Below are 12,152 nucleotides of genomic sequence, written 5' to 3' on the forward strand. Positions count from 1 at the left end.
CGCCCCGCCCCGCCGCGGGTGCAGCCCATCTCACACGGGAGTGGACGCCACCTCCCACGAGCTGGGATCAGAAGAGCGACCCCCGCTCGAAGTCGAGCAGGTACCGCTTGCGTTCCAGGCCGCCGCCGTAGCCGGTGAGCGAGCCGGTCGAGCCGACCACCCGGTGGCACGGGACGATGATGCCGATCGGGTTCTTGCCGTTCGCCAGCCCGACCGCCCGGGACGCGCCCGGGTTGCCGAGCCGGTCGGCCAGCTCGCCGTACGAGATCGTCGTGCCGTACGGGATCTCGCGCAGCTGGGCCCAGACCGAGCGCTGGAACGGCGTCCCGACGAAGGTCAGCGGCAGCTCGAACTGCTCGCGCTGCCCGGCGAAGTACTCCTTCAGCTCGGTTTCGGCGCGGGCGAAGATGTCCGCGCCGGGGTCGGCCCGGCCGAACGTCAGCTCGTCCGGGCGGTGGCGCTGCCCGGCCATGTACAGGCCGCAGAGCGCGTCGTCCTCGGCGACCAGCGTCAGCGGGCCGCAGGGACTGTCGACGATCGAGTGGGAACGCATGGGACCTCCTAGGCGGCGGGCATCCGGTTGATCGCGTGGTCACCGGTGGCCCACAGGTGCTGGGTGGCGTAGGCGCGCCAGGGGCGCCACGCCGCGGAGCGGGCGACGACGGCGGCCTGGCCGCCGAGACCGAGGGTTTCGGCGGCGTACTTGATGCCGAGATCGGTGGGGAGGAAGGCGTCCGGGTCGCCCAGCGCCCGCATCGCGATGCTCTCGACCGTCCACGGCCCGAAGCCCGGCAACGCGGTCAGCGCCGCCCGGGCCGCGTCCCAGTCGCTGCCCGCGCCGAGGTCGAGGCCGCCGGTCAGCGCCTCGACCAGGGCGAGCAACGTGCGACGGCGGCTGCGCGGCATGGCCAGCGTCTCCGGGTCCAGCGACGCCAGCGCCTCCGGGGACGGGAACAGATGGGTCAGGCCGCCTCCGGGGTCCTCGACCGGTTCGCCGTGGGCGACGACGAGCCGGGCCGCGTGGGTCCGGGCCGCCGCTGTCGAGACCTGCTGGCCCAAAACGGCCCGGACGGCGAACTCGGCGCCGTCGACCGTGCGCGGGACCCGGCGGCCCGGCGCGGCGGCGACCAGGGGCGCGAGCAGCGGGTCGGTGGCAAGCTGGTCGTCGACGGCGACCGGGTCGGCGTCGAGGTCGAGCAGGCGGCGGCACCGGCTGGTCGCGGCGGGCAGGTCGCGGAGGTCGGCCAGGGTCAGCCGGCACGCGATGTGCCCGTCTTCGGGCCGCAGCGCGACGATGCCGGGGCCGTGCGGCAGCCGCAGCGTCCGGCGGTAGGCGCCGTCCCGCCACTCCTCCACGCCCGGCACGCCGGTCGCCACGAGGTGCCCGAACAGGTTGTCGGGGCACAGCGGCTTCCGGTACGGCAGCCGCAGCACGAGCGCCCCGGCGGCCGCGGGCCTGCCCTTGGCGCGCTGCCGCAGTTCGGTCGGCGAGAGGGCGAAGACCTCGCGCACGGTGTCGTTGAACGTCCGGATGCTGCCGAACCCGGCGGCCAGCGCCAGTTCGGTCATCGGCAGGGTGGTCGTCTCGATCAGGGTCCGCGCGGTCTGCGCGCGCTGGGCCCGCGCCAGCGCCAGCGGGCCGGCGCCGAGCTCGGCGAACACCTGGCGCTCGACCTGCCGGACGCTGTAGCCGAGCCGGGCGGCCAGCCCGCGGACCCCTTCGGTGTCCACGACGCCGTCGGCGATCAGCCGCATAGCGCGCGCCACCAGGTCGGCGCGCTCGTTCCACAGCGGCGAGCCGGGGCTGGCGTCGGGACGGCAGCGCTTGCAGGCGCGGAACCCGGCCTGCTGCGCGGCCGCCGCGCTCGGGTAGAAGCTCATGTTCCGCGGCTTGGGCGGCACCACGGGACAGCTGGGCCGGCAGTAGATCTTCGTCGTCAGGACTGCCGTGTAGAACCACCCGTCGAACCGGGCGTCCTTGCCCTGCACGGCCCGCACGCACCGTTCGAAGTCTTCATGCACGCGACCCAGCATCGCCGAGCGCGACGGCCGGGGCTAGCGGAAATGCGACATGGGCGTCAGCCCAGCAAAGCCGCCAGCGCGGGCACGTCGACACCCACGAGCGAGTCGCGGAACACGCGCCGCTCCCCCGCCTCGACCGGCACGTCGTTCGGGATGACCAGGACCGTGCAGCCCGCCGCGACCGCCGACGCCGTGCCCGGCGGGGAATCCTCGACCGCGACGCACGCCGCCGGGTCGACGCCGAGCAGCTCCGCGGCCTTGAGGTACGGGCGCGGGTGCGGCTTGTTGAGCCCCTCGACCTCGTCGCCGCACACCGTGACGTCGAAGAAGTCGCGGCCGATCGTGTTCAGCGCCAGCTCGGTCAGGTCGCGTTCGGTCGAAGTGACCAGCGCCGACCGCAGGCCCGCCGCCTTCACCGCGGCCAGTGCTTCGCGGGCCCCCGGGCGCCACGGCAGCGCGTCGTCGAACAGCCCGGCCGTGCGGCGGCGGATCTGGTCGCCGGTGGCGGCGATCGCCTCTGGCGTCACTTCCCGGCCGACGACCTCGAGCAGGTACTCCGCGGTGTCGTCCATGTTGGACCCGACGAGCGTCATCCGCTGTTCCTCCGACAGCTTGCCGCCCAGGGCTTCCGCCGTCTCGTAGAGGGCGACGTCCCACAGCTTCTCGGAATCGACCAGTGTGCCGTCCATGTCCCACAACACGGCAAAGAGTCCGTCCCGCGACGACGTGCTCTTTCCCGCGGAGGCGCCAATCAGCACAGTGGATTCCCTCCAGGTCAGGTGTTGAAGTACTTCGCTTCGGGGTGGTGGCAGACGATCGCGTCGGTCGACTGCTCGGGGTGCAGCTGGTACTCCTCGGACAGCTTGACGCCGATGCGGCCCGGCTCGAGGAGCGCGACGATCTTCGCCCGGTCCTCGAGATCGGGACAGGCGCCGTAGCCCAGTGAGAACCTCGCCCCACGGTAGCCGAGCTTGAAGAAGTCCTCGACGTCGTCCGGGTCCTCTGAGGCGACCGCCACACCGCCGGGCAGGGTCAGCTCCTGCCGGACGCGGCAGTGCCAGTACTCGGCCAGCGCCTCGGTGAGCTGCACGCCGAGGCCGTGCACTTCGAGGTAGTCGCGGTAGGCGTTCGCGGCGAACAGCTCGTTCGCGTAGTCCGCGATCGGCTGCCCCATGGTCACGATCGTGAACGGCACGACGTCGACCTCGCCGGCCTCCCGCGGCCGGTAGAAGTCGGCCAGGCAGAGCCGCCGGTCGCGGCGCTGGCGCGGGAAGGTGAACCGCACCCGCTCGGGCGCGCCGGGCTCCGGTTCCGTGAGCACGACCAGGTCGTCGCCCTCGGCGACGCAGGGGAAGTAGCCGTAGACGACGGCCGCGTGGGCCAGGACGCCGTCGGCGGTCAGCCGGTCGAGCCAGTACCGCAACCGCGGCCGGCCTTCGGACTCGACCAGTTCGTCGTACGTCGGCCCGGCCCCGCCGCGCGCGCCCTTGAGGCCCCACTGCCCCATGAAGGTCGCGCGCTCGTCGAGCATCGCGGCGTAGTCGGCGAGCGCGACGCCCTTGACCACGCGCGAACCCCAGAACGGCGGGGTCGGCAGCGGCACATCGGTGGCGACATCGGAGCGTGACGGCGGCGGGCCTTCGAGGGCTTCCTCCTCCTCCTTGCGGGCCTTGCGCGCCTCGGCGATCCGCAGCGAGCGCTCACGGCGTTCCCTGCGCTCCTTGCGCTTCTGCTCCGCGTCGGCGTCCACCAGCGGCGTCTCCCCGCGCTTGGCGGCCATGATCGCGTCCATCAGCCGCAGGCCTTCGAACGCGTCCCGCGCATAGCGGACGTCGCCGAGGTAGAGCTCCGTGAGGTCGTTCTCGACGTACGACCGGGTGAGCGCGGCGCCGCCGAGCAGCACCGGCCAGCGCGCGGAGACGCCCCGGGAGTTCATCTCCTGGAGGTTCTCCTTCATGATCACGGTCGACTTCACCAGCAGCCCGGACATCCCGATCGCGTCGGCGCCCTGCTCCTCGGCCGCGTCCAGGATGGTCGTGATCGGCTGCTTGATGCCGAGGTTGACGACCTCGTAGCCGTTGTTGGACAGGATGATGTCGACGAGGTTCTTGCCGATGTCGTGCACGTCGCCGCGGACGGTCGCGAGCACGATCCGGCCCTTGCCGGCGTCGTCCTCCTTCTCCATGTGCGGCTCGAGGTGCGCCACCGCGGCCTTCATCACCTCGGCGGACTGCAGCACGAACGGCAGCTGCATCTGCCCGGACCCGAACAGCTCGCCGACGGTCTTCATGCCCGACAGCAGCGTGTCGTTGATGATCTCCAGGGCGGGCCGCTGCTCCAGGGCCGCGTCGAGGTCGTCGGCCAGCCCGTTGCGCTCGCCGTCGACGATCCGGCGTTCGAGGCGCTCGAACAGCGGCAGCGCGGCCAGCTCTTCGGCTCGCGACGCCTTCGATGAGGCCGCGCTGACGCCCTCGAAAAGGGCCATCAGCTCCTGGAGCGGGTCGTAGCCTTCGCGGCGGCGGTCGTAGATCAGGTCGAGCGCGACCGCGCGCTGTTCGTCGGGGATCCGCGCCATCGGGAGGATCTTCGACGCGTGCACGATCGCGGTGTCCAGCCCGGCCTGGACGCACTCGTGCAGGAACACCGAGTTCAGCACCTGCCGGGCGGCCGGGTTGAGCCCGAAGGAGATGTTGGACAGCCCCAGCGTGGTCTGGACCTCGGGGTGGCGCCGCTTGATCTCGCGGATCGCCTCGATCGTCTCGGCCCCGTCGCGGCGCGACTCCTCCTGGCCGGTGGCGATGGTGAAGGTGAGCGCGTCGACGATGACGTCGGACGTGCGCAGCCCCCAGTTCCCGGTGATGTCCTCGATCAGCCGGGTCGCGATGTCGGCCTTCTTCCGCGCGGTCCGCGCCTGGCCGTCTTCGTCGATGGTAAGGGCGACTACCGCCGCGCCGTACTCGCGGACCAGCTCCATGACCTGGGTGAACCGGGACTCCGGCCCGTCGCCGTCCTCGTAGTTGACGGAGTTGACCGCGCACCGGCCGCCGAGCCGCTGCAGGCCCGCCTCGAGCACGGCGACCTCGGTGGAGTCGAGCATGATCGGCAGCGTCGACGCCGTGGCGAGGCGCCCGGCCAGCTCGGCCATGTCCGCGGTGCCGTCGCGCCCGACGTAGTCGACGCAGAGGTCGAGCAGGTGGGCGCCGTCGCGGGTCTGCTCGCGGGCGATCTCGACGCAGTCGTCCCAGCGGCCCTCGAGCATCGCCGTGCGGAACGCCTTCGAGCCGTTGGCGTTGGTCCGCTCGCCGATCATCAGCACGCTGGCGTCCTGCTTGAACGGCACCGCCTGGTAGAGCGACGACACGCCGGGCTCCGGGCGCGGCCGGCGCGGCACCGGTTTCGTCGCGGAGACGGCCGCGGCGAGCTGCCGGATGTGCTCGTCGGTGGTCCCGCAGCAGCCGCCGACCAGGCCGACGCCGAACTCCCGGACGAACCCCGTCAGGGCCTCGACCAGCGCTTCCGGGCCGAGCGGGTAGACGGCGCCGTCCGGGCCGAGCTCGGGCAGGCCGGCGTTCGGCATCACCGACAGCGGCACCCGGGCGTGCTTGGCCAGCTGCCGCAGGTGCTCGCTCATCTCGGCCGGGCCGGTGGCGCAGTTGAGCCCGATGACGTCGATGCCGAGCGGCTCCAGCGCGGCCAGTGCCGCGCCGACCTCGGTGCCGAGCAGCATGGTCCCGGTCGTTTCGACGGTGATCGACGCGAGGACCGGCACGCGCCGGCCTTCGGCGGCCATCGCCCGCTTCGCGCCGATGATCGACGCCTTCGTCTGGAGGATGTCCTGGGTGGTCTCGACGATCACCGCGTCCACGCCGCCGGCCAGCAGCCCGCGGACCTCTTCCTGGTAGGCGTCGCGCAGGGTGATGAACGGCGCGTGCCCGAGCGTCGGGAGCTTCGTGCCGGGGCCGACCGAGCCGAGCGCGAACCGCGGGCGGTCCGGCGTCGCGAACTCGTCCGCGGTCTCCCGCGCCAGCCGGGCGCCGGCTTCGGCCAGTTCGAAGATCCGCTCGGTGATGTCGTATTCGGCGAAGTTGGCGAAATTGGCCCCGAAAGTGTTCGTCTCGACCGCGTCCGCCCCCGCTTCGAGGTAGCCGCGGTGGACGGACCGGACGACGTCCGGCCGGGTGACGTTGAGGATCTCGTTGCAGCCTTCGAGCCCGCCGAAGTCGTCCAGGCTGAGGTCGTGGGCCTGCAGGGCGGTGCCCATCGCCCCGTCGGCCACCAGGACGCGTGAGCCGAGGGCTTCGAGAAAGGCGGACGACAGGCGGTCGGACATGCTGAACAGGGTAAGGCCGGTGGTCGTAGGCTGGTCCGGTGAGTGAGCCCGTCGACGAGACCCCGCGGCCGCCTGGCGACCGCCCCGAACCCACCCGACCGTTGATGGTCGTCGCCTTCGAAGGCTGGAACGACGCAGGTGACGCGGCCAGCCGGGCGGTCGAGCACCTGCAGCTGAATTGGGACGCCACGCCCCTGGCCGAACTGGAGCCCGACGACTACTACGACTTCCAGGTCAGCCGCCCGACCGTCCGGATGGTGGACGGCGTCACTCGCCGGGTGGACTGGCCGACGACGACGCTCTCGGTGTGCCGCCCGGACGGGTTCGACCGCGACGTGGTCCTCGTCCAGGGACCCGAGCCGAACATGCGCTGGCGCGCGTTCTGCGCGGAGCTGCTGGAGCACATCAAGCAGCTCGACGTCGCGACCGTCGTGACGCTCGGCGCGCTGCTCGCCGACACCGCGCACACCCGGCCGGTCCCGGTCACCGGGACGGCGTACGACAAGGACACCGCGTCGCTCTACGGCCTCGACCTGAACAACTACCAGGGCCCGACCGGCATCGTCGGGATCCTGCAGGACTACTGCGTGCAGGCGGGCATCCCGGCCGTGTCGATCTGGGCGGCGGTGCCGCACTACGTGTCGCACCCGCCGTCCCCGAAGGCGACGCTGGCGCTGCTGCACAAGCTGGAGGACATCCTCGACGTCGAGATCCCGCTCGGCGCGCTGCCGGAGCAGGCCGAGGAGTGGCAGCGCACGGTCAGCGAGATGGCCGACGAGGACGAAGAGATCAGCGAGTACGTCCGGGGCCTCGAGGAGCGCGGCGACGCGCAGAGCGAAGTCGCGGAGCAGGACGTCAGCGGCGACAAGATCGCCGCGGAGTTCGAGCGCTACCTGCGGCGCCGCGGCCGAGGCGGCGGACAGGAAGGCTTCGGCCTGCGCTGAGGGCTACTTCAGCCAGCTGGTGGCGAACGCCCGGGCGGGGTTCGCCACCAGCATGGCCGTGACGACGTCCCCGCCCAGCGCCTTCGTCAGCCGCGGCGCCAGCGTCGTGAGCAGGTACGGCAGGCCACCCGGCTCACGGCGGGCCGTCGCGGTCGTCGTGTCGCCGCCGAGCAGCAGCTGACCGCCGTGCCCGGCGCCGACGAGCGCTTCGAGGCAGTCCGCGAGCCGCCAGTCCGTGTCGCGGTTGGCCAGTGACGGCCCGTCGAACGCCAGGAAGACGCCGGTTTCCGCGATCTCGCGCTGGGTCCTCGGCTCCGGGTGGCGGTTCAGGTGCCCGAGGATCACCCGGTCGGCGGGCACGCCGAGCGTGCCGCACAGCAGCTCGGCGATCTCGGGCCCGGCGGTGCCGTGTTCGAGGTGGACCGCGATCGGCGCCCCGGTTTCTTCGTGCGCCACCGCGGCGGCGGTCAGCGTCGTCCGGGCGTGCGCGTCGATCGCGTGGAACGCGCCGGCGACCTTGATCAGCCCCGCCCGGTGCTGCCGCATCCGCAGGTCCTCCGGCAGGTCGGCGGGCCCGGTGCCCTCGACGAGGTCGGCGACGAAGAGCCGGACCAGGTCGTCGACCACCTGGCGGAGGAACGCCGGTGAGTAGTGCGCGGCCCGGTGCAGGCCGGTCGCCGCGACCACGTGCACCCCGGTTTCCCGCGAGCAGTGGGCGAGTTCCCGGGTCCGGCGGCCGAGCCCGAACGGCGTCCACTGCACCACGCTCGCCCCGCCGGCGGCCCGGAACCGGATCAGCTGCTCCAGGGCCGCTTCCGTGCTGTCCAGCTCCTCGCCCGGGAGCAGTTTCGAGGCGAAGAAGAGGTGGTCGTGCGAGTCGGTTACGCCGAGCGCGGCCGGATCGATGTCGCCGAGCAGCGTGCGCACCTTGGGTTCCCCAGTCACCCGGCCGAGTGTAACGGCTGAGCCGTTACGATGGCGCGGTGCCGGAAGACTTCCGCCTCGACATGGGCGCGCCTTGGCTGAACCTGCTTGCGACCCGCGGCCGCCACTTCGGGCCGCAGCCGGTGGAGCGCATTCCGACCGCGGAGCGGCTGCGCGACTGGCTGGCCGCGTCGGAGCTGACCCCGCTCGCGCCGGTCACGGACTTCGACGTGACGACGGCCTATGACCTGCGTGAAGTGCTTCGGCCGCTCGCCTTGGGCGCAGTGGACGGCGTCGCGCCGACCGCCGAGCAGGTGCGGGCGCTGACCGGATTCCTCGACGCGGAGCCGGTCCACCTGGCCGCGCTCGACCGGCTGCACCGCAGCGCCCCGCCGACCGCGGCCGCCGCCTTCGCCCGGTTGGCCCACCAAGCGGCGGACTGGCTGACCGGTCCCTTGCGGCACGACTTGCGGGCCTGCCCGGAGCAGGATTGCCGAGGGGTGTTTTCCGACCCGGGCGGCCGGCGACGCTGGTGCCCGTCCCCCGCCTGCGCGAGCCGTGGCCGGGTGCGTGCGCTCAGGGAACGGCGCCGCACGGAGTCATGACAGCCACTCAGGACGGCCAGAGGATGCGGCGCATCGGCACCGCACCCCGCGCGCGCTTCCGCCACTCGCGCGGATATCCCAGCGAAACCTCTTCGAACCGCACGCCATCGGCCTCGGTCGTGCGCGGGATGTGCAGGTGCCCGTACACCGCGATCTCCGCGCGGTACCGCACGTGCCAGTCCTCGGTCTTGGTCGAACCGCACCACAGCGCGAACTCCGGCCAGTACAGCGGCGCGGTCGGGTGGCGGTGCAGCGGCCAGTGCGACATCAGGATCGTGCCGTGGTCCTCGGGGATCGCGTCGAGGCGTTCGGTGCTGATCTTCAGCCGGTCCGCGCACCACGCCTGCCGGCTCGGGTACGGGTCCGGGTGCAGGAAGTACTCGTCGGTGCAGACGACCCCGGCCTCGCGCGCCTGGCGCAGGGCCTCCTCCAGGGGCTTGCCCTCGGCCTCCGGGGTCCGCCAGCTGTAGTCGTAGAGCAGGAACAGCGGCGCGATGGTCAGCGGCCGCGAACCGTGCTCCCAGACCGGGTATTCGTCCTCCGGGGTCAGCACGCCGATCTCGCGGCACCGCTCGACGAGGTGTTCGTAGCGGGCCTGGCCGCGCAGCTGGCACGGGTCGTTGTTCGTGGTCCACAGCTCGTGGTTGCCCGGCACCCAGACGACCTTCGCGAACCGTTCCCGCAGGGTCTTCAGCGTCCCGATGGTGGCATCCGCGCGCTCGGCCACGTCGCCGGCCACGAGCAGCCAGTCGTCCGCCGTCTCGGGGACGACGGAGTCGAGGATCGGGCCGTTGCCCTCGTGGGTCACGTGGAGGTCGCTGGTGGCGAAGAGGTGTGGCACCCCTCCACCGTAGCCACCGCGTTCCCGGGGACTTCGTGAAACCTGCGAATCCGGGACAGCATGAGCACGCCCGCGAGCACGTAGACACCAGCCTGCACGTCCAGCAGCACCGCGGGCCCGGTCACCGAAACCAAGGTGCCCGCCAGCAGCGCGCCGACGGTCGTGAAGGTGGCCATCACGGCGAACGTCGTGCTCAGCACCCGCCCGGCCCGTTCCGGCGCGACCACGCTCTGGATCTCCGACAGCACCCCGGCACCGACGACCACGCCCGGCGCGCCGACGAGGACGAACAACCCGACGTACACGCCCAGAGCGGTCGTCACCGGCGAGAGGTTCCAGATCACCGCGGACAGCACGCCCATCGCGAGCGATCCCCACCCGAGCAGGGCGGTGGGCGCCACCCGCCGCGCCACGGTCGCCAGCGCGAACCCGGCGGCCAGCCCGCCGATCGCCTGCACGCCCCGCAGCAGGCCCGCGTCGGCCTCGCTGCCGCCGAGCACGTCGAAGACGTACACCACGAACAGCACCAGGAACATGCCCTGCGCGAGCGACGTGCACACCAGCGCGAGGCCGGTGCGCCACAGGCGCCGGTTGCGCGTCAGCTCCCGCAGGCCGTCGAGCCAGGCCTGGACGACGGGTTCGCGCACGGCGGCGGGCGCGGGCGCCGTCACCCGCCGGAACGGCTTGGCCAGCAGTGCCGCGGCCACCGCGAGGACGGCCAGGTAGCCGGTGATGACGTCGGCGAGCCCGCCGAAGCCCAGCAACGCGCCGCCCGCCCAGCCGCCGGCGAGCCGGGCGACGCTGCCGTTCACGCTCATCAGCCCGTTGGCCCCGGTCACGTCGGCGACCCCGACCAGCTCCGGGACGAGCGCGTTGCGCGCCGGCTCGAACACCGACGCCAGCGCCGCCTGGGCGGCCATCACCGCGTAGACCACCGCGACACCGGGCTCGGCCAGCAGCGGGAGCGCCACGACGGCGAGCCCGCAGCAGACGCCGAACAGCACCGCGCGGCGGTTCCACCGGTCGGCGACGACGCCGGCGATCGGGCTCAGCAGGACCGCGGGCAGCAGGCCGAGCACGATGCTCAGCGCCGTCGTCGCGGCGGAACCGGTGCGCTGGAAGACGTAGACCGGCAGCGCCACCTGCAGCATCCATTCGGCCGTCTCGCCGAAGAACGCCGCCACCCACAGCCGTGCGAACGCGGGCACCCCCAGCAGCTGTTTCACGCCTCCGCCTTCCCCGAGTGCTCGATGCGCGGGAACGCGCGGAGGCCGAGGTGCACCGACCCCGCGTCCGCCGGCGCATCGGTCCGGATCGCGCCGACGTACGGCCGGACCAGCGCGTCGATCGCCTCGGTCAGCCGGGTCAGCTCCGCGGGCGTGACGCGCAGCGCGTAGGTCGACATCCCGGTCGCGGCGCGCCAGGCGGGATCGAGGTCGTCGAGGGAGTCCAGGTACCGCTGGGTCAGCTCCTGCTCGTGGCTCAGCGTCGCGCCGACGACGCCGAGCTGCGCGGCCCGGTGCGCCGGGTCGTCGGCCAGCTCCCCCATTTCGAGGCCGACCTGCCGGGCGCGCCAGGGGCGTTCGCGGCCGTCTTCGGCGTCGGCCCGCTCGACCAGCCCGTACTGCGCGAGCTGCCGCAGGTGCCAGCTGCAGTTGGACGCCGTCGAGCCGACCGCCTCCGCGCACTCGCTCGCGGTGCGCGGGCCGACGGCGGTCAGGTGGTTGAGCAGCGCCGACCGCAGCGGGTGCGCCAGCGCGCGCAGCAGCTCGACGTCCTCGATCCGCTTGCGCGGCGGCAGCTCGGCCATTGTCGCCCCAAGTCTGAAAGAGTTGTTTCGAAAGAATTCTTTCATAGTCGGTCCCGCCTGCGGGTTTGTCAACCGGCTGCGCTATCGTTCGCTGCGCAGCAGCTGCCCAGGGCAGTGACTGCGCCGTGACCCGACCTTGGATGGACGTTGCCCGACCAGCGCGAACTCGCCACCGCCGCCGCCCTCGCCCTCCCCCGGTTCGTGGGCTCGACCGCGCTCTTCCACGCCGCGGTCGCCGAACGGATGGGCGTCACCCCGACCGAGCTGCACTGCCTGCACCTGCTCCACGGCGGCGTCAGCGACTCCCCGACCGAACTCGCGAAGCTGCTCGGGATGTCGACGGGGGCCTTCACCCGGCTGCTCGACCGGATGGCGCTGCACCGGCTGGCCGAACGCGCGCCGGACCCGGCCGACCGGCGCCGGCTCGTCGTCCGGCCGCTGCCCGACCGGATGGCCGAGCTCGCCGAGCTCTACGCGCCGATGGCCCGGTTCGTCGGCGAGCGGCTCTCGCGCTTCGACCGCCGCCAGCTGACCGCGCTGCTCGAGTTCCTCACCGACGGCACCGCGGCCGCCGAGCGGTCGACCGCCGACCTACCGGATGTGACGCAGGCCATAACCCGTTGACTAACTCTACGGTAGTTGCGTTAACTTGTTCTCACTATGAAGAACTGAACCG

General features: G+C 72.6%; 11 protein-coding genes. 3 read left to right on the forward strand and 8 right to left on the reverse strand.

From position 1 onward, the window contains the following. Positions 1–67 precede the first annotated feature (67 nt). The 4 genes from H4696_RS10060 to metH all read right to left on the reverse strand — a co-directional run bounded on the left by H4696_RS10060 (position 68) and on the right by metH (position 6,352). Positions 68–553 (reverse strand): methylated-DNA--[protein]-cysteine S-methyltransferase, encoded by a 486-nt coding sequence (locus H4696_RS10060; protein WP_086860491.1) that lies wholly within the window; start codon positions 551–553, stop codon positions 68–70. An 8-nt stretch (positions 554–561) separates the two neighbouring features. Continuing rightward, positions 562–2,022 (reverse strand): AlkA N-terminal domain-containing protein, encoded by a 1,461-nt coding sequence (locus H4696_RS10065; RefSeq protein ID WP_086860493.1) that lies wholly within the window; start codon positions 2,020–2,022, stop codon positions 562–564. 56 nt (positions 2,023–2,078) lie between these two features. Beyond that, on the reverse strand, positions 2,079–2,723 hold the full coding sequence (locus tag H4696_RS10070; protein WP_276328928.1) for an HAD family hydrolase: 645 nt from the start codon (positions 2,721–2,723) through the stop codon (positions 2,079–2,081). Between the two features lie 74 nt (positions 2,724–2,797). After that, positions 2,798–6,352 carry a methionine synthase gene (gene metH / locus H4696_RS10075; RefSeq protein WP_086860497.1) on the reverse strand — a complete coding sequence of 1,185 codons (3,555 nt, stop codon included), beginning with the start codon at positions 6,350–6,352 and terminating at the stop codon, positions 2,798–2,800. Between the two features lie 38 nt (positions 6,353–6,390). On the opposite strand from metH, the gene H4696_RS10080 reads away from it, so the two are divergent. Then, the gene (locus tag H4696_RS10080) at positions 6,391–7,296 is read left to right on the forward strand and encodes a PAC2 family protein (protein ID WP_192782225.1); all 906 of its coding nucleotides are present in this window, start codon (positions 6,391–6,393) and stop codon (positions 7,294–7,296) included. Positions 7,297–7,299: 3 nt separating this feature from the next. On the opposite strand, the gene H4696_RS10085 is transcribed toward H4696_RS10080, so the two are convergent. Continuing rightward, positions 7,300–8,241 (reverse strand): phosphotriesterase family protein, encoded by a 942-nt coding sequence (locus tag H4696_RS10085; RefSeq protein ID WP_249026817.1) that lies wholly within the window; start codon positions 8,239–8,241, stop codon positions 7,300–7,302. A gap of 38 nt (positions 8,242–8,279) precedes the next feature. On the opposite strand from H4696_RS10085, the gene H4696_RS10090 reads away from it, so the two are divergent. Then, positions 8,280–8,825, forward strand: a complete 546-nt coding sequence (locus H4696_RS10090; RefSeq protein WP_086856017.1) for a CGNR zinc finger domain-containing protein — start codon at positions 8,280–8,282, stop codon at positions 8,823–8,825. A gap of 7 nt (positions 8,826–8,832) precedes the next feature. Here the strand turns inward: H4696_RS10090 and H4696_RS10095 are convergent, their stop codons facing one another. The 3 genes from H4696_RS10095 to H4696_RS10105 are packed head-to-tail and all read right to left on the reverse strand — an operon-like array spanning position 8,833 to position 11,476. Next, entirely contained in the window at positions 8,833–9,666 is an 834-nt protein-coding gene (locus H4696_RS10095; protein ID WP_086856018.1) for a metallophosphoesterase family protein, read from the reverse strand. Then, on the reverse strand, positions 9,630–10,892 hold the full coding sequence (locus H4696_RS10100) for an MFS transporter (protein ID WP_086856019.1): 1,263 nt from the start codon (positions 10,890–10,892) through the stop codon (positions 9,630–9,632). The genes H4696_RS10095 and H4696_RS10100 overlap by 37 nt, the downstream gene beginning before the upstream one ends. Then, entirely contained in the window at positions 10,889–11,476 is a 588-nt protein-coding gene (locus H4696_RS10105) for an ArsR/SmtB family transcription factor (protein ID WP_086856020.1), read from the reverse strand. The genes H4696_RS10100 and H4696_RS10105 overlap by 4 nt, the downstream gene beginning before the upstream one ends. Positions 11,477–11,623: 147 nt before the next feature. Between H4696_RS10105 and H4696_RS10110 the strand changes: the two genes are divergently transcribed. Continuing rightward, on the forward strand, positions 11,624–12,100 hold the full coding sequence (locus tag H4696_RS10110) for a MarR family winged helix-turn-helix transcriptional regulator (RefSeq protein WP_086856021.1): 477 nt from the start codon (positions 11,624–11,626) through the stop codon (positions 12,098–12,100). The last annotated feature ends 52 nt before the right edge of the window (positions 12,101–12,152 follow it).

Origin of the sequence: Amycolatopsis lexingtonensis, from assembly GCF_014873755.1 — a bacterium.
In the GTDB taxonomy this organism is placed as follows: domain Bacteria; phylum Actinomycetota; class Actinomycetes; order Mycobacteriales; family Pseudonocardiaceae; genus Amycolatopsis; species Amycolatopsis lexingtonensis.

Excerpts from the sequence above, each read along its gene's own strand:
- H4696_RS10060 (WP_086860491.1), bottom strand. The coding sequence starts at position 553 with ATGCGTTCCCACTCGATCGTCGACAGTCCCTGCGGCCCGCTGACGCTG.
- metH (WP_086860497.1), bottom strand. The coding sequence starts at position 6,352 with ATGTCCGACCGCCTGTCGTCCGCCTTTCTCGAAGCCCTCGGCTCACGC.
- H4696_RS10105 (WP_086856020.1), bottom strand. The coding sequence starts at position 11,476 with ATGGCCGAGCTGCCGCCGCGCAAGCGGATCGAGGACGTCGAGCTGCTG.